Here is a 22,674-nt window from a genome sequence, read left to right as displayed (position 1 = left end):
GGAGACCGATTGCAATGACGTCGAACCTCTTTGCGCCAGCGGCGGCGCTGCCGCGCGAGGCACGCCGCTTCTGGTGGCTCGCCGCGGTGGCGGGGGCGGCGTATGCCGTCGCGTTGCGTGGCGCGCCGTATGCGGATCAGGCCATCGCGAAGGTGTTCCTGTGTGCGCTGCTGCTGTTTGCTGCGCTGTATCACCGGGTGCCGCGTGAGCGGGTCTGGCTCTGTGCGGCGCTCATCTTCTCCGGAGCGGGCGATGTGCTGCTCGCGCTCCCGGCGCTCGCGCAGGGCTTCGTGTTCGGACTGGGGGCGTTTTTGGTGGCGCACCTCGCGTACTTCATGCTGTTCTGGCGTGTGCGTCGGCCTTGGGCGCAGGTGCCGCGCTGGCACCGTGTAGCCATTGTTCTGGTATGGATTGCGGCGGCGCTCCTGTACGCGCTGTACTGGCCTGGCATGGGGGCGTTGAAGGCACCGGTCGCGTGCTACGTCGTCGTGCTCGCCATGATGGCCTCGGCGGCGCTGCTGGCCGACGTCCGCGGCGAGTGGGCGCCGGTCGGTGCGCTGCTTTTCACCGTATCGGATGCGCTCATCGGCACCTCTCGCTTTGTTGGGTCGGTGCCCGCGCAAGAGTACGCGATCTGGATTCTGTATGCGCTCGCGCAATTGCTGCTCGTGGCGGGCATCATGGCCATCCGCACGCCCGGGCAGGCACCGTTGCCGTCGAATGAGAAAGGATGAAGCCAATGTGCGCAGTGCCTGATGGGCGTCGTGGAGGCCATCGTGGAGGCGTCAGGCGTCGTGTCGTGCTGAGCGTTGCGTTGGCGCTCGGGTTGCTTCAGGCACCGGTCGTCGCACACGCGGTGCCGTCGTTCGACGAGGTGCGTCAGGATTGGCGTGCATCCGACTGGATTTTGCTGGACCGTCGTGGCGAGCCGTTGCAGCGTTTGCGCGCCGACATGCAGGCGCAACGCGGCGATTGGGTGACGCTGGCCGATGTGTCGCCTACATTCCGTGAAGCGCTGATCGTCTCTGAAGACAAGCGCTTCTACGAGCACAGCGGGGTCGACTGGCGCGGCGTTGCCGCGGCCGCGTGGGGAAATCTCTGGCATTCGCGCACGCGTGGCGCCTCCACCCTGACGATGCAACTGGCGGGCTTGCTCGACGACGACCTGCGCCCCAGTGCGCGCAACCGCTCGGTGACGCAGAAGATCGGGCAGGCAGCGACGGCGCTATGGCTGGAGCAGCGTTGGCGCAAGGACCAGATTCTCGAAGCCTATCTCAATCTCGTGCCGTTTCGCGGCGAACTCGTCGGCATTTCGGCCGTCTCGCAAACGCTGTTCGGCAAGCTGCCCATCGGTCTCGACGCGCGTGAGGCGGCGATTGCCGTCGCATTGTTGCGTGCCCCTAATGCACCTGCCGGGCGCGTCTCCCAGCGCGCCTGCGGCATTCTGAAGGACATGGGGCAAGGGACCGATTGCAGCGGGTTGGAAGGTTATACGCAACTGGTGTTTTCGCGTCCCGCGAGCGTGATGACGACGCGCGACGCCGTGAATCTCGCGCCGCATTTTGCACGACGCGTCTTCAACGAAAGCCGTCCGCCAGCGGGCACACGCATCACCAGCACGCTGGACGCGAATCTTCAGCGCATGGCAGTGACTACACTGGGGCAGACGCTGCGTGAGTTGAGCACCCCGGGACGTGCGCGCAACGTGCAGGATGGCGCAATTGTCGTGATCGACAACGCGAGCGGCGACATCCTTGCGTGGGTCGGCTCGTCCGGTGCGCTGTCGTCTGCGGCACAGGTGGATGGTGCGACATCGTTGCGTCAGGCAGGCTCCACGCTCAAGCCGTTTCTCTACGCGCAGGCGATTGCCGAGCAGCGTCTGACGGCGGCGTCGCTCCTCGACGATTCGCCCATCGATCTACCCACAGGCGGCGGTCTGTACATCCCCCAGAACTATGATCGTCACTTCAAGGGATGGGTCAGTGCGCGCACCGCGCTCGGCTCGTCGCTCAACGTGCCCGCTGTGCGCACGCTTGTGATGGTCACGCCGCGCCGGTTCGCGCAGACGCTCGTCGCGCTCGGTTTGCCGCTCACGCAAAGCGGTGATTACTACGGCTTCAGCCTGGCGCTCGGCAGCGCGGACGTGACGTTGCTCTCGCTCACAAACGCGTATCGCGCGCTGGCGAATGGTGGTACGGCGAGCGGCATTCGCCAGCGCATGCCTGAGCGTGTTGCTTCGACGGCGCGAGCGCGAACGGACGATAAACCGGCGGGTAAGAACGCTAGGGACGACAACCGCACGCATCCGGCGGCAGGCACCCCGGTCTTCTCGCCGCAGGTGAGCTTCATTGTGTCCGACATGATTGCGGACCGGCAGGCGAGAACGCGCACGTTCGGTCTCGACAGTCCGCTCTCGACGCGCTACTGGACCGCCGTGAAGACAGGCACCAGCAAGGATATGCGCGATAACTGGGCCGTCGGGTATTCGCGTCGCTATACCGTGGGTGTCTGGGTCGGCAATGCGGACGGCGCGCCGATGTGGGACGTCTCCGGTGTCTCCGGCGCCGCCCCGATCTGGCATCGCGTGATGGACTATCTGCATCGTCGAACCGCAAGCCTGCCACCCGCGCCGCCACCCGGTGTAGAGCATGTCGCAGTGCAGTATGCCGAGCACGTCGAACCCGCGCGCGAGGAGTGGTTTTTGCCCGGCACGTCGCAGAGCACGATTGCGTTGTCCGCACTCGCGACGAAGGCCCCGAGCGGCCCGCTCTGGCGCATTGCCGGACCGACGGACGGGACCATCGTCGCGCTTGATCCCGATATCCCGCCCGCCAACCAGCGACTGTGGTTTCAGGTGGCCGCAGCGTGGCCCAAAGGAGCGGCGTGGCGGCTCGACGGAAAGCCGTTATCCGGTACGTCGCGCGTGGGGTGGTTGCCGTGGCCGGGGCGTCACACGCTTGAGCTGGTCGACGTGTCCGGTGCTGTGCGCGACAGTGTGCGCTTCGAGGTACGCGGTGCGACCGTCAACGACGGCAAACGCATGCGCAATGCGAGCCGCTGAGCGCATGTGCGCGATGACGCATCGACGCCGCAACGGTCTGACGCGTCGTGACGATACGAAATGTCACGATTAAATTTTGATGTGGCAGACGCGTTCACGCGATGCGCGCTACACTGAAATCAGACTTGGCAAAGCGTGACGCAATGTGACGACGACGAGTGCAAACTCCGCCGCCCGAAGGCGTACGCCCCGAAGCGGAGACAATCGATGATCACGCTGGATGCGCATCAAACCGCGCAGTTGTTGCCCTATCCTCAATTGGCCGATGGCATCGAGGCCATGCTCATGGAGATGCGCTCGGGCACCGCGCGCGCCCCGGAGCGTCTGCACTTTCCCCTGACCGAACCCGAACGCGGCCGCCGCACCGGTGTGCTGCTGGTGATGCCTGCCGTCAATCGGGATGTCGCGATGACCAAGCACATCACCGTGCATCCCGAGAATTGCCGTGCGGGCAAGCCGTCGATCATCGGCGAGGTGATGGTGTTCGACCCGCACACGGGCGAGCGGCAAATGTTGCTCGACGGACCGACCGTCACCGGGCGCCGTACTGCCGCCGTTACGCTCTTTGCTGCGAGAAAGTTTGCGCCGCGTCCGAAGGGGCCGGTGCTGATCGTCGGTGCGGGCGTGCAGGCGAGGGCGCATCTGGAGGCTTTCGCGGCGGGCATGGGTACGCGTCATTTCATGATCTTCTCGCGCAGTCCGGAGCGCGCGCACGCGCTGGCCGATCACGCCGCGACGCTCGGTGTGGAAGCTACGGTGGTCGATGCCATCGAGCCTGTACTCAATACCGTCAGCATCGTGATCACGGCGACGACCAGCAGCGAACCGGTGCTGCCGGACAGCGACGTGACGCGCTGGCGTGACGACATTTTCGTGGCGGGCGTAGGTGCGTTTCGCCCGGACATGCGCGAGTTGCCGCCGCAGCTATGCCGCGACGCTGCCGTGCGCGGCACGCTGGTGGTCGATACGTGGGAAGTGAAGCACGAGGCGGGCGATCTGCTGCACGCCGCCATCGACTGGGGACGCGCCGCGCCCTTGATGGACGCCATCATCACACCCGACCGTTTCCGATCGAGCGGGCCGGTGCTCTTCAAGAGCGTGGGCTATGCGCTGTGGGATCTCGCGGCAGTGCTGTGTGCGCGCGCGAATCTTGCGAAGGATGGTGTGCCCGCCGCCTAGGCCATTCGGCGGGCCACTAGGCGGGCAACGCGAACGGCACGCCAGCGGATGCCCCCGTCGGCACCGGGTATCCCGCTGCCGTCTCCGGTGTAATCACATGCACCGGCAGGCCCAGCGTCGTTTCGATCAGATCGGCACGCATCACTTCATGCGGCGTGCCGGTGGCGAGAATGCGTCCGTCGGCAAGCAACGCCATACGGTCGGCGTGACGCGCCGCGAGGTTCACGTCGTGCACGATGGCCATCGCACCGAATCCCCACGACTTTGCCAACGTTCGCGTGAGCGACAGCAGATGATGCTGATGGGCGAGGTCGAGCGCCGCCGTCGGTTCGTCGAGCAACAGGTAGCGCGGCACCGACGGGGCCGACGTGCTCTCGGTGGGACTGTCCGGCCACAACTGCGCGAGTACTCGCGCGAACTGCACACGCGCCCACTCCCCGCCTGAGAGCGTCATCACGTCGCGATGGATCAGCGACAGCGCACCGGCCTGTTCGAGGGCGAGTGCGGCAATCTTCGTGTCGCTACGGCTCGCCTTCGGAAACGGCAGACGTCCCATCGTCACGATCTCCAGTGCACTAAACGGAAACGACAACTGGGCTGTTTGTGGCAGCACGGCGCGCAGACGCGCCAGCGCCGCCGTCGAGTATTGCGAGAGCAGCGCACCGTTGAGCGTGATCGCGCCGCTCATGTGCGTGCGCGGCGGCAACGGCTCGCCCGCCAGCGCCTTGAGCAGAGTGCTCTTGCCCGCGCCGTTCCGGCCGAGCAACACAAGCAACTCCCCGGGACGGACGTCGAGCGAAAGACCGTCGAGCACGGGCGACTCGGAGTGGGCGATGGTGAGATCGTAGGCACTGAGCATGGCGATGTCCTGATGTTGGCTGATGTCTCGGTCGGTAGAGGCTGGGGTTGCGGCTGTGGTCGTCTGGTGAGCGCAAGCGGCCCGTTACAAACCGAACTGCCCGCGGCGTCGCCACAGCAGCATGAGGAAGAAGGGGGCGCCGAGCAGCGCCGTCAGAATGCCCAGCGGTAATTCGGCGGGCGCGACCCACGTGCGGGCCACGAGGTCCGCGAGCAACGTCAGAATCGCGCCGAAGAGGGCCGCAGCAGGCAGCACGGCGCGCGGGTCCGGGCCGACCACCAGACGCACGATGTGCGGTGCGATCAGCCCGATGAAACCAATCATGCCGCTCGACGCCACCAATGCGCCCACGCACAACGCGCACGCCACCATCACCCGTCGCTTGACCGATTGCACCGCCACGCCGAGGTGCAGCGCTTCGGCTTCCCCGAGCAGCAGCGCATTGAGCGAACGGCACTGCGAGGCGAGGGCGACGATGCCCAGCGCGACCGGCCACACGATCACCGCGAGCATCGACCATTGCGCGCCGCCGAGACTGCCCAGCGTCCAGAAGGTGAGCGTGCGCAATTGCGTATCGTTCGCGAGATACGTCAGCAAGCCGATGGCGGCTCCCGAGACGGCATTGATTGCGATACCTGCGAGTAGCAGCAAAGGCAGGGCGAGACGGCCGCGTCCGGCGGCCAGACGATAGACGAGTGCCGTGACCCCCAGCGCGCCTACGAACGCCGCCAGCGGCAGCATCCACAAGCCGAGCGACGCCGCGAGCGCGGCAGGCAGCAGCACCGCGCCGAGCACGATCACGCCGGCGGCACCGAGCGCCGCGCCGCTCGCCACACCGATCAGCCCCGGGTCGGCCAGCGGATTACGGAAGAGCGCTTGCAACGCGGCACCGGCCGCGCCGAAGCCCGCGCCGACCAGCACGCCCAGCACGATGCGGGGCAAACGGATCTGCAACATCACGTTGCGCGCCTGATCCTGCGCAAAGTCGCCCGTCGCACCACGGAATAGGGCGGTGATGGCGTCGGCGGGAGCGATGCGATACGCGCCGCCACACAACGCGGCCAGCACGGCGGCGGCGAGCAGGGCGACGAGTACCGTCATGACGATCCAGCGCGGCGGACGCCGACGTGCAGCGCCGGTGTGGCGCAGCACCTCAGGACGGTCGGTCGAGGCGTTGAGCGTCGCAGCGCGGCTGCGGCTGGACGCGCTGGACGAACTTGACGACGCGGGCTTCGGAATCGGAGGAGCGGCTGACATGGCAACGATGACTGGCGAGTGGCTGGCGAATGACGGGTTCGGGGCCGGCGGACGGGAATTGACGTGACGCCGCGAAGTCGCTCGCAATGTCACGCCACGCTCACGCAGCGACCTCAGGCGGTATGCACGCGCCTGGCAAGCTCGGCGACCGCCTGCGGTAGACGCGGGCCGAAGCCGAGCAGATACAGGGCGTCGAAACTGACGACGCGTCTGGCGCGCCCCGCTGGTGTGTTGGCGAGTCCCGGCTGCGCGAGCAGCGTGGCGGCCGGGTCGGCGGGCGATGGTCCCGTCGTGGTCGTGAGCAGCACGTCAGGCTGCGCCGCGACCGCGGCTTCGGCGGTCAGTGGACGGTAGCCGTTGAACCCGCGCAGCGCGTTCTCGGCACCGGCGTAAGCCAGCATCGCATCGGCGGCGGTGTCCTGCCCCGCGACCATCACTTGATTGCCCGTATGACCGAGGATGAACAGCACACGCGGACGTTTCTGAATGCCGTACATCTCCTCGATCTTGCCACGCGCCTGAATCCAGTCGGACATGAAACGGCCTGCTACGCGCACGCCGTCATCGTTCAGCTTCATCGCGTTCGCGACACCGCGAATGTTCTCGCGCACCAGCTCGGCCGTATAACCGTGCTTGAAGTGCTGCACGGGAACGCCTGCGGCGGCGATCTGCGACAGCACGTTGGGCGGCCCGGCTTCGGCACCCGCGAGCAACAGATCGGGATGCAGCGAGAGCACACCCTCGGCCGAGAGCGTGCGCAGGTAGCCGATCTTGGGCAGCTTGGACGCCGCTTCCGGATACAGGCTCGTCAGATCGTTGGCGATCACGCGATTCTGCGCGCCGAGGGCATAGACGATTTCCGTCAGCGCGCCACCGGCGACGATCACGCGCTTCGGTCCGTCCTTGGCGACGGATGCATCCGTCGCCGCATGCGCTTCGCCCACGAGGGCGTGCGGGAGCAGCGTGCCGAGCCATGCACTGGCGGCGAGCGTCGCACCACCGCCGAGCAGGGTGCGACGCGAGATGCGAAGCGCGTCGCGTGCGTCGTTAGCTTTGTTCACGCTGACGCCTCCGTCACCCCTTGCGAACCCTCCACGCGCACCAGCGTCGCGCGCCAGTCTTCGCGTTCTGCCTGACCCGGCTTGCGTTCACCGAAGAACATGGCGATCACCATGCCCGAGGCGTCGAGCAGTTCGAGCGACGAGACGATGCCGTCCGCCGTCGGCTTGCGCACGATCCACGCGGTGTCGACGAGATCTTCGCGCAGGTGCAGATTGAAGCCCGGATCGAGGATGTTGACCCACGGACCCATCATGCGAATGTTCTCCACCGGGCCGGTGTGGATCTGGATCATGCCCGCATTGCCGACGAACACCATGATCGGCAGATCGGTTCCGGCGGCGTCTTCGAGCAGCGTACGCACGGAGGCGGACGACACGCGCTGCGCGTGACCGGCGGGCGCGAGACGCAGTGCCTGCGCGCGCGACACACCGTGACGCTTGAGCATGTCGAAGAATTGGTGCGTATCGGTCATCGCAAGCCAGTCGCGCTGGAAAGCGTCGGCATCGATGTCGGCGTCGGGGGTTTCGGCCTTCGGGGCGTCGGCAGCGACAACATGCTGACCCGGCGTCTGATCGTCGGCGCGGAAACGGGCGACGAGCGCTTCAAAGGCGGCGACGTCGCTGTGATCGCGCAGGAACATCTTGTGCACGGCGGTGCCCGAGTTGTCGAAGAATTGCAGCGAGCGCCGCGGGCCGTTTTCCGCCGGTGTTTCGACCGCGTAACCGTGGGCCCACTGGTGATAGAAGATGCGCAGGTCGAGGTCTTTGCCCAGCCCCAGACCGATGGTGCCCTGATGCGAGAGCTTTTCGTACTGACCGTCCTTCTCGTGGACAGCGGCGTTGTTGCGCGTGAGGGCCATGACGCGTCCGAGCGCGGGCAGCGCCTCGACAATCTCGACGAATTCCGGACGCAGGCGCACGACGTGCTCGCCGACGAATGCCGCGACCGTTTCCCCTTCGGACACACCGAGCGCGGCGGCGGCGTCGCGATCGCGCAGGTTCTGTTCCGTCTTCACTCGTTGGAATTCGCTGCGCAGACGGGTGACGTCGGCGAGCGCGGGGAATGCCGGGCGGGCGGTGGAGGTGGCGTTTTGAGCGTTCATCATGGCGAGTCCTTGAATAGCGTGTTTGCTGGCGATAGCGGATGGCTGGCATGCGCCGACGGGCGAAGCTCAGACGTCGAGCTGCTTGCGTCGGCGCGGTTCTGGCGACCGATCCCGAAGGATCAGTACTGAAGCTTCAGGCTCACAGCCACGCTGCGGCCCGGTGCCGAATAGGCGTCCTTGACGTTGGAGTTGTCGGCGAGGTTGCGAACGTCCGACCAGTTCCAGTACTTGCGGTCGAACACGTTGTAGATCCCGGCGTACACCGTTGCGTGCTTGTTGATGTGGTAGCCGCCGGACAAGTCGAACACGATGGAGGTCGGCGGCGCCCAGCAGTTCTGGTTCTGCTGCGTACCGGCCGTGCACGTCTTCGCGATCTGGCTTTGCGACTTGGCGGCCTGGAACATCAGGTCGGCCTGCGCGAACCAAGTGCTGTTCGGCTCGTAGCGCACACCCAGAACCATCGAGAACGGGTTGATGGTGTTGAGCGGCTGGCTCGCCGCGCCGTTGTCTTCGGTCGTGCCATGCGTGTATGCCATGGCGGTGCGCAACGTGATGCCGCCCTTGAGCGCCCACGTCGCACGGCCTTCCCAACCCTGAATGTTGGCGCGGCTGAAGTTGACGTACTGGTAGATGAGCGGATCGTTCGGACGGCCCGAGCCGCTGATGTTCTGCTGCGAGATGAAGTTGCGGTACTTGCCAGCGAACACGGCTGTGCTGTACGTCACCGGGCCGAGCGTGGTCGCCAGACGGCCGCGCAAACCCAGCTCGATGGTGTCGCTCGTCTCTGGCTTGAGGTTCGGATTCGCGATCGACATGTAGCCGAAGATCGGATTCGAGAAGCCGTTGTTGACCTGATCGGGGGTCGGCGTGCGGAAGCCGCGCGCGTATTGCACGTACGGAATCAGCGACGGCGCGATCTCATACATCACCGCGATGCGCGGCGAGAAGGCGGAGTCGTTCGACGACGTGGGCTGCACGCGAGCGCCCGATGCCGTCTGCGAGACGTACAGCGGGTCGTTTTGCTTGGGCGAGAGCCAATAGGCGTCGTAGCGGATACCCGGCGTAACGGTCAGCGCGCCGTAGCGGATTTCGTCCTGAAGGAATGCGCCGAAGAGGGTGTAGTTGGTGTCCGGGAAGGCCTTGTTCGGGAACGATTCACCCATGCCCGGCACGGTGCCGTTGCGGTAGCTGGTGATGTAGGCCAGGCTCGCATCGGTGCCGTACACCAGCTTGTGCGCGAGCGGACCCGTCACAAAGTTGCTCTCGGCTTGCAGCGAGCCGCCTACGGTGCGCTCCTTGTACGTGTTGTCGCGCGTACGGTCGCCTGCCGTGCGTTTTTCGTACGAGTACTGGCTGTTCTTCGCGTCCTGGAAGTACGCCAGCGCGTGTGCGTTCTGGATGTATGCCTGCGAGGCGTCGTTGAAGTCGTAATCGAGGCTGACGCGGTTGCGCTCCAGACGGTCGCTCGTGTGCAGGCCGAGCGTCGTGGGCGGATTGACGGCGGACAGCACGTCCGAATCCGTGCGACGGCGCACGTTCTCGGCCGTGAGCTTGAACGTCGAGAAGGGCGTGGCCTTGAAAACGAGCTTGCCGAGGACGGAGTCGCCGTTGGTGTCCTGCGGGTTCGCCGTCGTGCGCGCCGTGCTCGCGGAATTGTTCGAGCCCTTGCCGTCGAGTTCGTGACCCTTGTTGCCGTCCACGATCAACATGCCTTGCCACTGCTCGCCACCCCACGCGGCCTGCGCGGTCGTGCCGAAGCTGCGGTCCATCGAGTTGTAATACGGACGCAGCGAGAAGTAGGTGGACTTGCCGAACACGTCGAGCAGGTCCTGCGGATCTTTGGTGAGGAAGTTGACGACGCCGGTCAGGCCGTCGCTGCCATACAGCGACGATGCCGGGCCGCGCAGAATTTCGATGCGGCGCAGCAGGTCCATGCCCATGTAGTCGCCACGACCGGCTTCGAGCGGGCCGAACGAGTACGAGGAAGGCATGCGGATGCCGTCTTCGAACAGCGCAACGCGATTGCCTTCGAGGCCGCGGATGTTGATGCTGGAATTACCGTCGCGACCACCACTCGCAGCAGCAGAGGCCGGACGGTACGGTGCACGACGCACGGTCACACCGGGCTCGTAGCGCAGCGCTTCCTTGATGTCCTGCGCCTGCTGCTCCTCGATGTCCTGATCGGTGATGACCGAGATCGAGGCTGGCGTACGTTCGCTGGCTGTCGGTGTGCGCGTTGCCGTCACGTTCACCTCTCGCAGATTGGCTTCGGCGAGCTGGATCGGTGCGTTGGGCGATGCCTGCGCGAGTTGCATCGTCTGGGCGGACTGGACGGGTTTGGCGGGCTGCGCCGACCCGTCGGCCGGGGCCTGTTGCGCGAAAGCGGCAGGCAGCCAGAACGCGGCAAGCACCGCGCCTGCGAGCGGATGCAGACGCCGGCGTGACTCGGACGCCGGTTGGCGTCGCGAGGCTTCGGTTCTTGCGCCATGCATGGCGCTGGTTGAACCGTTGACGCCGTGTTCCCGGCGCATGGACATGACAAAGGCGCGGCCCCCGCCGCTCGACGACTGCTTCACTGCTGGCTCCCAGTGCAAAAAACCCCGTTGCTGGCTGGCGAGCGCTCGTGGCAATCGGCGTGTGAGCGGCGTCTCTCGACGCTTCACTACACGCTGGCAGGCGCGGCTGGCGAAAAAATCTCACGCCACCCGGCCGCAATGTTCGGCCTTGAGACGAAGAGCTTGGATAAAGACTTAAATGAGAATCATTTGCATTTTTAGCGAAGATCCTCCGGTCCGTCAAGAGGGGATGTTGCGCAATGTCAACGCATGGGAAGTTGCGGAAAGCCTGCGGAAATCACGGAAGTCAGATGGGCAAACTCGTATCGAACTTGATTTCACGCAGTACAACGCTGGTTTTAACGTTAGAAACCGCAGGAAGGCGGAAGATGTGCTCGTGCAAGAAGGCGTCGTACGCCTTGATGTCAGGCGCCACGATCTTGAGGATGTAATCCGCCTCGCCGGTGGTGCTGTAGCACTCGGTGACTTCGGGGCAGGTGCGGATCTCGCGTTCGAACTGCTCCGTACCGCCTTCCGTGTGACGCGTGAGTTGCACGTGGGCGAGGGCGCACACATGCAGGCCGAGCTTTTCCCGGTCGAGCAGCACCGTGTAGCGTTGGATCACGCCACTTTGCTCCATGTCCTTGATGCGTCGCCAGCAAGGCGTGGCCGACAAGCCGACGTTTTCAGACAATTCCTGCGCCGAACGGCGCGAGTCGATCTGCAGCAGACGCAGGATCTGCCGCGCAAAGTTGTCGAGTAATTCCATTTCTCTAAATCGCCTTTCGCGAAATGAACGTTTCTTATTGTGCGCCGAAAGGAGTGAAATAGTAAAAATCTTTCTCGGGCCTCCCCATACACTGCTTCCATAACCGACACGTTCACGCGCTATGCGCAAAGCTGTCGGGACGAACAGAACAAATGCCCCCGAAGCACCGCTGGCGAGTCGATACACCGATGACGTTGCCAGCCGGACGCGGGGATCAGGAGATACCCGATGAATGCCCCCATGCGCGCCGCCCTCGCGACGCCCACGGCCAACCCCCTGGCCCATCCCGATTACCAGCTCTCCGACGCGCTCACCGCGCGTAGCGGTCAGATTTTCCTGACCGGTACGCAGGCGCTGGTGCGCATCCTGCTGATGCAACACCAGTTGGACGCCGCACGCGGCCTGAACACGGCGGGCTTCATCAGTGGCTATCGCGGCTCGCCGCTGGGCGGCGTGGACCAACAGTTGTGGAAGGCGAAGAAGCTGCTCGACGCGGCGAGCGTCAAGTTCCTGCCTGCGATCAACGAGGAACTGGGCGGCACGGCCGTGATGGGCACGCAGCGCGTGGAAGCGGACCCCGAGCGCACCGTCGAAGGCGTGTTCGGCATGTGGTACGGCAAGGGCCCCGGCGTAGACCGCGCGGGCGATGCGCTCAAGCACGGCAACGCATACGGCGCTTCGCGTCATGGCGGCGTGCTCGTGGTGGCGGGCGACGATCACGGATGCGTGTCGTCGTCGATGCCGCACCAGAGCGACTTCACGATGATGTCGTGGAGCATGCCGGTGCTCAATCCGGCCGATATCGGCGAACTCGTCGAGTTCGGTCTGTACGGTTACGCGCTGTCGCGTTTCTCCGGCGCGTGGGCGGGCCTCAAGGCCATCTCCGAGACGGTCGAGTCGCGTGGCACCGTCGATCTCGACAAGATCCGCACTGACTGGGCCGAGCCGCTCGACTACGTGGCACCGGCGGGCGGTCTGCACAATCGCTGGCCCGATCTGCCGAGTCTGGCGCTCGAAGCGCGTCTGGCGGACAAGCTCGACGCCGTGCGTGCCTTCTCGCGCGTGAACAGCATCGACAAGTGGATTGCCCCGGCACCCGACGCCGACATCGGCATCGTGACGTGCGGCAAGGCGCATCTGGACCTGATGGAGACGCTGCGCCGTCTGGACATCACCGTCGACGACCTCGCGGCGGCGGGTGTGCGCATTTACAAGGTGGGGTTGTCGTTCCCGCTGGATATGTCGCGTCTGGACACCTTCGTCGCCGGGCTGAAGGAAATCCTCGTCATCGAGGAGAAGGGCCCGGTCGTCGAGCAGCAGATCAAGCAGTACCTGTATAACCGCACCACGGGCACGCGTCCCGTCGTGCTTGGCAAGACCGACGCCGAAGGCCGTACGCTGCTCTCCGCGCTGGGCGAGCTGCGTCCGTCGCGCGTGCTGCCGGTGTTTGCCGACTGGCTGGCGAAGCATCGTCCGACGCTGGACCGTCGTGAGCGCGTGGTCGATCTCGTGGCGCACGACATCCTGTCGAATGCGGCCGACGGCGTGCGCCGCGTGCCGTACTTCTGTTCGGGCTGCCCGCACAACACGTCGACGAAGGTGCCCGAGGGGTCCATCGCGCAGGCGGGCATCGGCTGCCACTTCATGGCGTCGTGGATGGATCGCGATACGACCGGGCTGATCCAGATGGGCGGCGAGGGCGTGGACTGGGCAGCGCATTCGCACTTCACTAAGCGTGCGCACGTCTTCCAGAATCTGGGCGACGGCACGTACTTCCACTCGGGGCTGCTGGCGATTCGTCAGGCGGTCGCGTCCAAGGCGAACATCACCTACAAGATCCTCTACAACGATGCGGTGGCGATGACGGGTGGACAGCCGGTCGACGGCTCGATTTCCGTGCCGCAGATTGCGCGTCAGGTGGAGGCCGAAGGCATCGCCAAACTGGTCGTGGTGAGCGACGAGCCGGAGAAGTACATCGGCCACGAAGGGCAATTCCCGAAGGGCACGACGTTCCATCACCGCAGCGAACTCGACGCCGTGCAGCGCGAACTGCGTGAGATTCCCGGCGCGACCGTGCTGATCTACGACCAGACGTGTGCCGCCGAGAAGCGTCGCCGTCGCAAGAAAAACGAATTCCCGAATCCGGATCGCCGTCTGTTCATCAACGAAGCCGTTTGCGAAGGTTGCGGCGATTGCGGCGTGGCGTCGAACTGCCTGTCGGTCGAACCGGTGGAAACGGCGATGGGACGCAAGCGTCGCATCGATCAGTCGTCGTGTAACAAGGACTTCTCCTGCGTAAACGGCTTCTGCCCGAGCTTCGTGTCGGTCAAGGGCGCGCAGTTGAAGAAGGCGCTGGCCGCAGCATTCGATCAGGCCGCTTTCGAGGGACGCCTGAACGCGCTGCCGCAGCCGGTGGCGCTCGCAGGCGATGCACCGTTCGACATCATGGTCACGGGCGTGGGTGGCACGGGCGTGGTAACGATCGGTGCGCTGATCACGATGGCCGCGCACCTGGAAGGCAAGAGCGCGTCGGTGCTCGACTTCATGGGCTTTGCGCAGAAGGGCGGAGCGGTGCTGTCGTTCGTGCGATTCGCGAACACGCCGCAAGCGCTCAATCAGGTGCGTATCGACACGCAGCAGGCCGACGTGCTGCTCGCATGCGACATGGTGGTGGGCGCGAGTGCCGACGCATTGCAGACGGTGCGCCGCGACCGCACGCGTGTGGTCGTCAACACGCATGCCATTCCGAACGCGACCTTCGTGCAGAACCCGGATGCGAATCTGCATGCGGGGGCGCTGCTGGAGAAGATGCGTCACGCGGCGGGCAACGACAAGCTCGACGCTTGCGACGCGCAAGCACTCGCACAGCGCTTCCTCGGCGACACGATGGGCTCGAACATCATCATGCTCGGCTATGCGTGGCAACTGGGTCTGGTGCCGGTCTCGCTGCACGCGCTGCAACGCGCCATCGAACTGAATAACGTGGCGGTGCCGATGAACCATCTGGCGCTGGCGATCGGTCGTCTTGCCGCAGGCGATCCTGCTGCGCTGACGGAAACGACCGCCAAGGCGACGCACGCACCGATGCATGCCCCGGTCGCCGACGACATGACGCTCGACGCGCTCGTCGCACATCGTGTGGACTTGCTGACGCAGTACCAGAGCGCGGCATACGCTTCGCAATTCACGGCGTTCGTGAAGCAGGTGGTCGATGCGGAAACGCGTGTGGCCGGTGCGCCGGGACGTCTCTCGCGTGCCGTGGCCCAGCAGCTCTCGCGTCTGATGGCGTACAAGGACGAGTACGAAGTGGCGCGTCTGTACGCCGCTACGACGTTCACCGATGCGTTGGGTGAGACGTTCGAAGGCAAGCCGGGCAGCGACTTCCGTCTGGAATTCCACATGGCGCCGCCGCTCATCGCCCGTGGCAAGGACGGCGGTGTGCCGAAGAAGGTGACGATCGGACCGTGGTTGTGGCCGGTGCTGCGCGGTATGGCGAAGCTGCGCGGTTTGCGCGGCGGTGCACTCGACGTCTTCGGTTACACGCTGGAGCGTCGCATGGAGCGTCAGCTGATCGCCGACTACCGCACGACGATGGAGCGCGTGCTGGCCGGTCTCTCGACCGACACGCTGGCCGACGCGATTGCGCTGGCCGAAGCCCCGGCGAAGATTCGTGGCTACGGGCACGTGAAGCTGGCGAACCTGGCGATGGCCAAGCGCGTCGAAGCGACGATTGCGGGGCGTCTGGGCATCACCGCTGCCACCGGCGACGCCGTCGAGCAGGCCCTCGCCCACGCTCGCAGCAGTGGGAAGTCGCTCAAGGGCATTCCGGTGGTGACGTCGCGCTAAGCGTTCAGTCGGGCGATTGCACCGTACAGGATGGACCATGCGGGGGCTTCGGCCCCCGTTTTTCATGGCGCGGACAGCGTTGGTGTGACCGCACCGTCAACGTGCTGGGGGAGGGGTTTCTGTACCGTCATCGGGCCGACGCGCTACCATTCGGAAACGACGCTTGATTACGGAGAGGAAAATGAGTGTTTCGAAGGCGCCTGCGGATCGCAAGGTGATCCTCACGGGTGACCGTCCGACGGGCCCGCTGCATCTGGGCCACTACGTCGGTAGTCTCAAGAACCGTGTTGCATATCAGCACGAGTACAAGCAATTCATTCTGGTCGCCGACGCTCAGGCGCTGACCGACAACACCGACGACGAAGGCAAGGGCCGCGACAAGGTCCATCGCAACGTCTCCGAGGTCGCGCTCGACTATCTGGCCGTCGGCATCGACCCGGACGTCACGACCATCTGCGTGCAGACCTGGCTGCCAGAACTGACCGAACTCACGTTCTATTACCTGAATCTGGTCACGGTGGCGCGTCTGGAACGCAACCCGACCGTGAAGCAGGAAATCTCCCTGCGCAACTTCGAGCGCGACATTCCGGCGGGCTTTCTCACGTATCCCGTGAGCCAGGCGGCGGACATCACCGCGTTTCGCGCGACGCTCGTCCCCGTGGGCGAGGACCAGTTGCCGATGATCGAGCAGACGAACGAAATCGCACGTCGCCTCAATCGCATGGCCGGTCGGGAGATCCTCACCGAGGCGAAGGCACTCGTGCCGCCGATCGGGCGTCTGCCGGGCATCGACGGCAAGGCGAAGATGAGCAAGTCGCTCGGCAACGTCATCAACATTTCCTCCTCGCCGGACGAAATCCGCGCGGCCGTGAAGAAGTGCTACACCGACCCGCTGCACCTGAAGGTCGAAGATCCGGGGCACCTGGAAGGCAACGTCGCGTTCGCCTATCTCGATGCCTTCGACGAAGACAAGGAAGGCCTGCAGGCGCTCAAGGACCACTACGTGCGCGGCGGTCTGGCCGACTCGAAGGTGAAGGCGCGTCTGGAAGAGCGTCTGCAGGAAATGCTGCGTCCGATGCGCGAGCGTCGCGAGGAATACGCGAAGAACCCCGATTACGTGTGGGACATGCTGCGCGCGGGCACCGAACGCGCCCGCGAGACGGTCTCGCAGACGCTCGACGACGTGCGCTCGGTATTCGTCACGCCGGGCTGGAAGAAGTAAGTCAGGCGTTGCGCGTCGATGCTTGACGCGTGACGGATCGGCCCTCCGAGGACTGGAAAGCACGTCAGTCCTCGGAGGGCCGTTTCTTTTTGGGGCGGTATTTCGATACGGCGTGTGCGCTTCTCACACCTGCGCTACATCGTACGCGTGAGATCGGGATCGGCAGGCATCACGTTACTTGTCTCCATCAGGATCCTGCGCGTCGGGCACAGGGCAGGGGGTGTATTCGGCGAGCCCGTACACCCATTGCCATCCGGATCTGCCGCTAACGCCGCCTGACAGCGTTTGATTTCCGCCCGAAAGGTTGCGCAGGAGGTCGGGCGCGGGCTTTGCGCATGCGACGAGGCACCTTGATTCATCAGTTGCTCAGCCCGTGCTTCGAGTCGGTTAAGTAACTGCAACGCGTTGTCCTGACTCGCACGAAGCTGCCTGACGTAAGCCATTTGCGCCTGCAATTGGCTGTTACGGTACGACAGCAATCCACGTCTGGCGATCGCGGCCGCTGTCGCCCGTGCCGTGCCTGGCAGCGAACACGAGGGGTATTGATGAGGAGGTGGGTACTGATTGGAGATTTCTGGCATGACGTTGCTTATCCAAAAGGTCATTCGGTGAGTGAAACAGACGACAGCGTCGCGATCAAAGTGACGCGTGCGCCATCACGTCGTTGAGGTTATCGAGCTTGCGCATGATGTCGATGTGCTTGCCTGCGGCAAGCTGGATTTCGGTGCCGCAGTCGCTGATCCTTCGACGCAGAATTTCCTCTTCGCGCTCGCACACAGCCTCCTGCTGTTCTCTGATTCGCAAGTTCATCGAGCCGTAGAGATTTCGCACTTTCTCAATGCACCTCGCTATATCGGCCCAGCCCTGATTGCGCGGGTAGGCGACAAGGGTGAACACGCTGTTGACGAGACTAAGACCGCTGAGAACCCCCGATGCGATCTTCAGTGCGACGCCGATGATCAGGAGTGACGGAAACATCTGCGGCAGCAATATCGTCGCGACGATGAGCGTGGCCGACAGAATGAAAAGGCCGACAAGAATTGCGATTCTCGTCTTCCATCGACGTCGTTCCGGGGGCATGGCGGCCGACGCAAGAAGGAGCGCGTTGTCGATAATCGGTCGCATCTTGTCCAGCGCGCGTCCCGCCCTTCGGGAGGCAACGGCGAGCTGTTGCGCTTTGATCAGATCCTCGTCTTTTGGCAGATCGCCGCTTGCCGCGTCGCTACCGATTTGCGGTGGTTCGAGCGAAAGGGGGGCGCTTTGCGCTTCCACGCACTGAACGGCGAGCAATGTCGACAAGATGTCTTTCACGGCGTGTTCGAGGTGATAGAAGACCGTGAACGCAGCGGTTGCATTGAGGGTGAGCCCATCGCACGCCAGCAAGGTCTTCTGTGAGCCGATCGAGCGCCACGAGCCCCACGGCGCCTGACGCGAGCGGTAGATTCGCGCGATCGCTTTTTCGAGACTTCCGATCAAAGGTTCGATCGCGACGAGACCGTCGCCGTAATGCCGCGAGGCTGCACGCACGCGCTCGACGAGATCGTTGATCGGCGCGAATTCCCTCGACAGCGGTACGTCGTCAACATCGACCTTCACCCCGTTTTCGATCTTGTTCCATGCGTTGCTAATGGCCCGTAGTCCGTCGGCAATGGACGTTCGGAGTGTCTCCAGCGAATGCACTTCACAGGCCTCCTCAAGCGACAACACGTTTTGCTGCGTGACCTTGACGATCCAGTCACCGACGACCGAAGGCGGTGCGTTGCCTCTCGCACGGGACGTCGAAAGCTGGCGCGAAAAGGGGGGCGGTGGCGGCGATGGCGGCGTCAGAACGATTGTCATGGGGGACCTTGTTCTCTACGTTTTGTGAGATGAGACTAGTCCCTCAACTTGCGTGTCGCTTTCACTTTTTGCCCTCGCGTCCGGGCTGGCGAGCGTGCGCGACGAAAGCAAAAAAACGCCGCGACGTGATGCCCGTCGCGGCGTTTTTTCGTTCTTGCAAAGCGTTGTTGCAGTTACGGTTGCTTCGCGACCTTGCCGTCCTTGAAGACCCAGCGAATACCCTCGCCCTGACCCGTCAGCACATCGATCGATTCGAGCGGATTCCCATCGACGACCAGCACGTCTGCGAGTGCACCCGGCGCGATCACACCCAGCTCACCCGCGCGATTCAGAATCTCCGCGCCGATCACCGTGGCCGAACGCAGCGTCTCGGCCGCGCCCAGCACGTCGGCGCGAATCGTCAGTTCGTCGGACTGGTACTTGTGCATGTCGCCGAGCAGGTCCGAGCCGAAGCCCATTTTCACGCCGGCATCGCGGTAGATCGCGAGCGATTCGCGCCCGGCGCGTTGCACGCTCTCCACCTTGGCGACGGATTCCGGCGGCAAGCCCAGCGATTCGCCGTCCTTGGCGAGGGCGTCGTAGGTGACGAGCGTCGGCACCACATAAGCACCTTTCTCGGCCATGAGCTTCGCCGTCTCAGCGTCGCACAGATTGCCGTGCTCGATGGTGCGCACGCCGCAACGTACGGCACGTGCGATGGCCTTCGGCGTGTATGCGTGGGCCATCACGTAAGTCTGCGCTGCTTCGGCTTCCGCCACGGCGGCGCGGATTTCGTCTTCTGAGTACTGCGTGTTGGCGATGGGATCGACGGGCGATGCCACGCCACCCGATGCCATCAGTTTGATCTGCGTCGCGCCCTTCTGGATCTCTTCACGCACGGCGAGACGAATCGGGTCGACGCCGTCGACCACGCGGCCGATGGCGCCTGCACGGAACGCACACGAGCACGGCTCAAGCACGTCGCTACGCGGGCGGAAGTCGCCGTGACCGCCGGTTTGCGACAGCGCCTTGCCCGACGGGAAAATGCGCGGGCCCGGGATCACGCCTTGCTCGATGGCCTGTTGCAGCGCCCAGTCTGCACCACCTGCATCGCGCACGGTGGTGAAGCCACGGTTGAGCATGCCCTGCATGATCGGCAGCGACTTGAGCACGGTCAGCACGTTTGGCTGGCTGGCGTTGGTGCCGAGGTTCGGATGCGAGGCGAGCACGTGTACGTGGCAGTCGATCATGCCGGGCATGACGGTCTTGCCGGTGACGTCGATCACCGCGGCGTCGGCGATGTCGAGCGGCGTGGCGCTCACTGCCGTAATGCGATTGCCGACAATGGCCACATCGTGACGTTCTAGCAGGCGGCCGGCGGCTGCGTCGAGCACGTTGCCGCCGCGAAGCAAAGTAACGGTCGTGGAGGACATGGGGGAATTCCTTGGAAAAAAGCACAAGGCGCGCCGGGTCAGGGCGCGCCTTGTTTAGGGGAAACTCAGACCTTGGCGGTCTTTGGCAGCGGCTTGACGAAGCAAGTACCGACCAGACTGATGGCCGCCGCAACGATCACGTAGATCGCCGGGGCCATGTTGCTGCCCGTGCGGGCGATCAGCCACGTGATGATCAGCGCAGCGAAGCCGCCGAAGATCGTCACCGCGAAGTTGTACGCCACCGACAGGCCGGTCGAGAGCACCTTCGCCGGGAACAGCTCGGCGAACGCGGCGAGAATCGGGCCGGTGTAGCAGGCGATCAGCAGGCCGAACACGATCTGGAACGTGAGCAGCGAGTGCAGACCCGGCGACACGTTCAGGTACGTGAACATCGGCCAGGCGAGCACCAGAATCAGCAGTGCCGAACCCGTCAGGAAAGGGCGACGGCCGAGACGGTCCGCCAGACGTCCCACGACCGGGGCGAACACGAGGATCATCGCGCCGCCGACCATGCCGGCGGTGAAGCCGTTCGACGCGGGCAGATGCAGCACGCGCTGGGCATACGTCGGCATGTAGAACAGCAGCACGTAGGTGCAGATCGTCCACAGCACGACCATGGAGAAGCTCGCGAGCGTTTCCTTGGGGTATTGCGAGAAGACGTCGCGCAGCGGCGTGTCGGACTTCTCGGCGTTCTGGAACGTCGGCGTTTCGTCGATCTTGTTACGGATGTAGAAACCGACCGGGCCGATCAGCATGCCGACGATGAACGGCACACGCCAGCCCCAGGATTCGAGCGACGCCTTGTCGAGCTCGGTCGTCACGAACGTGCCCACGGCCGCGCCGAGCAACACCGCAAAGCCGATGCTCGATTGAATCCACGCGGAGTAGTAAGCGCGTTGATTGGCCGGTGCGTATTCCGTCAGGAACGCCGTTGCGCCCCCCATTTCACCGCCAGCAGAGAAGCCTTGCAGCAAACGGGCCAGCACGATGATGAGCGGTGCGGCGAGTCCGATCTGGTCGTACGTCGGGGCCAGACCAATCATGGCCGTGCCTGCCGCCATCAACAGAATGGTGAGCGAGAGTGCTGCTTTGCGGCCCACACGATCGGAGTAGATGCCGAGCACGATGCCGCCGACCGGGCGCATGAAGAAGCCCACGCCGAAGGTGGCCACGGCCAGCAGGAACGACGAGAGGTCGTCGCCCGTGGGGAAGAACTGCTTCGCGATGATCGCCGCGAAGAAGCTATAGACGGTGAAGTCGAACCATTCAAGCCCGTTGCCGATCACCGTCGCCACGATCGCGTGACGGCGCTGGCGGGCCAGGTTGTCTTGAGGCACTGCGTAGGTCGCCTGCATCTGGGTCTCCCGGAGGATGGGTGGCGTCCGTTGCGTGTCTTGCTGTCACGTCATGCCGGTAATACGCCTGCTTTTTTGTCGGATCACGTTCGTTCGCAGGCAATGGGAATCCCATGCCGCTACCGGACGTGCGCGGATAAGACAGAAAGTAGTTCAGACAAAATGACAGGCAAAACGATAATTCCGCATGTTGCCATGCGTGCAGCGCATGGCAATTTCTGGAAACGCACGTAACCCCTATGATGGGAAACGAGTTTCCGAGTAAATCCAGTTGCGGAAAATTCGTGCTGCGGCATGCTCATGGCGCTCGGCAGGCCATACGAGGTAGTAGCCGCCACCCAGACTCGCCGATGCGTCGCACGCAGGCACGAGCAGACCGGCATCCAGGCACGGGTCGATCATGTGACGCCAGCCCATCACCAGTCCGCCGCCTTCGATGGCCATCTGCACGAGCAGCGGGTAGTAATTGGCGCTTACCATGCGCGGGAATTTCGGCGCGTTCACGCCTTGTAGCTCGAACCAGTCGGGCCACGACATCCATTTGCGCTGACCGTCTTCGATGAAGAGCAGCGTTTCGCTCACGAGATCGGCGGGTGTGAGCTGACGTCCGTCGAGATAGCTGGGGGAGCAGACGGGGAAGACTTCCTCGTCGAAGAGGCGGCGTCCGGCGAAATCGGGCGGCAGATCGTTACGCACGTAGTACACGCCGAGATCGAATTCGGACGCGGAGAGCGACGTGATGCCGTCCTTCACGATCACGCGAATCTTGACGTCGGGGTGTGCTGCGCGAAAGCGCATGAGCTGCGGTGTCATCCAGAGCACGGCCACGCCGGACGAACACGCAACCGTGAGTTCCAGATCGCCGCGTCGTTTCATGAGGTCGGCCGTCGCTTCGGCGCACTCACCGAGCAGACGCTGAATCTGCTCGGCGTAGCGTTGTCCGGCCACCGTCAGCCGCAGCGTGCGATGTTCGCGTGTGAACAGCGCGCGCCCGAGAAACTCTTCGAGCTGCGCAATCTGCCGACTCACAGCGCTTTGCGTGAGGTTGAGTTCTGCGGCGGCCCGGGTGAAATTCGCATGCCGCACGGCGGCATCGAACGCTATCAGGCAGTGCAGCGGCGGCAGGGGCGAAATCGGCATGCGCGGTGACGGT

At 64.4% G+C, this 22,674-nt stretch carries 15 protein-coding genes; 5 read left to right on the top strand and 10 right to left on the bottom strand.

Annotated elements, in window-relative coordinates; all coding sequences use genetic code 11:
* The first annotated feature begins 14 nt into the window (after nt 1-14).
* The 3 genes from NA29_RS25285 to NA29_RS25275 all read left to right on the top strand — a co-directional run bounded on the left by NA29_RS25285 (nt 15) and on the right by NA29_RS25275 (nt 4,240).
* A complete protein-coding gene (locus tag NA29_RS25285; protein WP_039394196.1) occupies nt 15-734 on the top strand; it encodes a lysoplasmalogenase in 720 nt (239 codons plus the stop codon).
* Between the two features lie 5 nt (nt 735-739).
* Nucleotides 740-3,061, top strand: coding sequence for a penicillin-binding protein 1C (gene pbpC / locus NA29_RS25280; protein ID WP_084104121.1), 2,322 nt, complete (start codon nt 740-742; stop codon nt 3,059-3,061).
* 207 nt (nt 3,062-3,268) lie between these two features.
* Nucleotides 3,269-4,240, top strand: a complete 972-nt coding sequence (locus tag NA29_RS25275; RefSeq protein WP_039394193.1) for a delta(1)-pyrroline-2-carboxylate reductase family protein — start codon at nt 3,269-3,271, stop codon at nt 4,238-4,240.
* A gap of 16 nt (nt 4,241-4,256) precedes the next feature.
* Here NA29_RS25275 and NA29_RS25270 read toward each other — a convergent pair whose 3' ends face one another.
* The 6 genes from NA29_RS25270 to NA29_RS25245 form a co-directional block, all read right to left on the bottom strand.
* Nucleotides 4,257-5,099 carry a heme ABC transporter ATP-binding protein gene (locus NA29_RS25270; RefSeq protein WP_039394190.1) on the bottom strand — a complete coding sequence of 281 codons (843 nt, stop codon included), beginning with the start codon at nt 5,097-5,099 and terminating at the stop codon, nt 4,257-4,259.
* Nucleotides 5,100-5,183: 84 nt separating this feature from the next.
* A complete protein-coding gene (locus NA29_RS25265) occupies nt 5,184-6,356 on the bottom strand; it encodes a FecCD family ABC transporter permease (RefSeq protein WP_072633385.1) in 1,173 nt (390 codons plus the stop codon).
* Between the two features lie 113 nt (nt 6,357-6,469).
* The gene (locus NA29_RS25260; RefSeq protein WP_052252396.1) at nt 6,470-7,417 is read right to left on the bottom strand and encodes a heme/hemin ABC transporter substrate-binding protein; all 948 of its coding nucleotides are present in this window, start codon (nt 7,415-7,417) and stop codon (nt 6,470-6,472) included.
* Complete coding sequence (locus NA29_RS25255) at nt 7,414-8,523, bottom strand: hemin-degrading factor (protein WP_039394180.1); 1,110 nt, start codon at nt 8,521-8,523, stop codon at nt 7,414-7,416. The genes NA29_RS25260 and NA29_RS25255 overlap by 4 nt, the downstream gene beginning before the upstream one ends.
* Before the next feature lie 119 nt (nt 8,524-8,642).
* Nucleotides 8,643-11,015: a TonB-dependent hemoglobin/transferrin/lactoferrin family receptor gene (locus NA29_RS25250; RefSeq protein WP_095178502.1), complete on the bottom strand. Its 2,373-nt coding sequence runs from the start codon at nt 11,013-11,015 to the stop codon at nt 8,643-8,645.
* Between the two features lie 370 nt (nt 11,016-11,385).
* A complete protein-coding gene (locus NA29_RS25245) occupies nt 11,386-11,847 on the bottom strand; it encodes an Lrp/AsnC family transcriptional regulator (protein ID WP_039394177.1) in 462 nt (153 codons plus the stop codon).
* A gap of 240 nt (nt 11,848-12,087) precedes the next feature.
* Between NA29_RS25245 and NA29_RS25240 the strand changes: the two genes are divergently transcribed.
* Nucleotides 12,088-15,693 (top strand): indolepyruvate ferredoxin oxidoreductase family protein, encoded by a 3,606-nt coding sequence (locus tag NA29_RS25240; protein ID WP_039401792.1) that lies wholly within the window; start codon nt 12,088-12,090, stop codon nt 15,691-15,693.
* Nucleotides 15,694-15,874: 181 nt separating this feature from the next.
* Nucleotides 15,875-16,915: a tryptophan--tRNA ligase gene (gene trpS / locus NA29_RS25235; protein WP_039394173.1), complete on the top strand. Its 1,041-nt coding sequence runs from the start codon at nt 15,875-15,877 to the stop codon at nt 16,913-16,915.
* A gap of 636 nt (nt 16,916-17,551) precedes the next feature.
* Here trpS and NA29_RS25230 read toward each other — a convergent pair.
* From NA29_RS25230 to NA29_RS25215, 4 genes are all read right to left on the bottom strand, one after another.
* The gene (locus NA29_RS25230) at nt 17,552-18,754 is read right to left on the bottom strand and encodes a hypothetical protein (RefSeq protein ID WP_039394172.1); all 1,203 of its coding nucleotides are present in this window, start codon (nt 18,752-18,754) and stop codon (nt 17,552-17,554) included.
* A 173-nt stretch (nt 18,755-18,927) separates the two neighbouring features.
* Nucleotides 18,928-20,166: a metal-dependent hydrolase family protein gene (locus tag NA29_RS25225; RefSeq protein ID WP_039394169.1), complete on the bottom strand. Its 1,239-nt coding sequence runs from the start codon at nt 20,164-20,166 to the stop codon at nt 18,928-18,930.
* A gap of 65 nt (nt 20,167-20,231) precedes the next feature.
* On the bottom strand, nt 20,232-21,521 hold the full coding sequence (locus tag NA29_RS25220; RefSeq protein WP_039394166.1) for an MFS transporter: 1,290 nt from the start codon (nt 21,519-21,521) through the stop codon (nt 20,232-20,234).
* Between the two features lie 237 nt (nt 21,522-21,758).
* The gene (locus NA29_RS25215; RefSeq protein ID WP_039394163.1) at nt 21,759-22,661 is read right to left on the bottom strand and encodes a LysR substrate-binding domain-containing protein; all 903 of its coding nucleotides are present in this window, start codon (nt 22,659-22,661) and stop codon (nt 21,759-21,761) included.
* Nucleotides 22,662-22,674 lie beyond the last annotated feature (13 nt).

This window comes from Pandoraea sputorum, assembly GCF_000814845.2.
Lineage (GTDB): Bacteria > Pseudomonadota > Gammaproteobacteria > Burkholderiales > Burkholderiaceae > Pandoraea > Pandoraea sputorum.
Note: the sequence above shows the minus strand (reverse complement) of the source record. Positions and strands in the feature narration are given on the sequence as shown.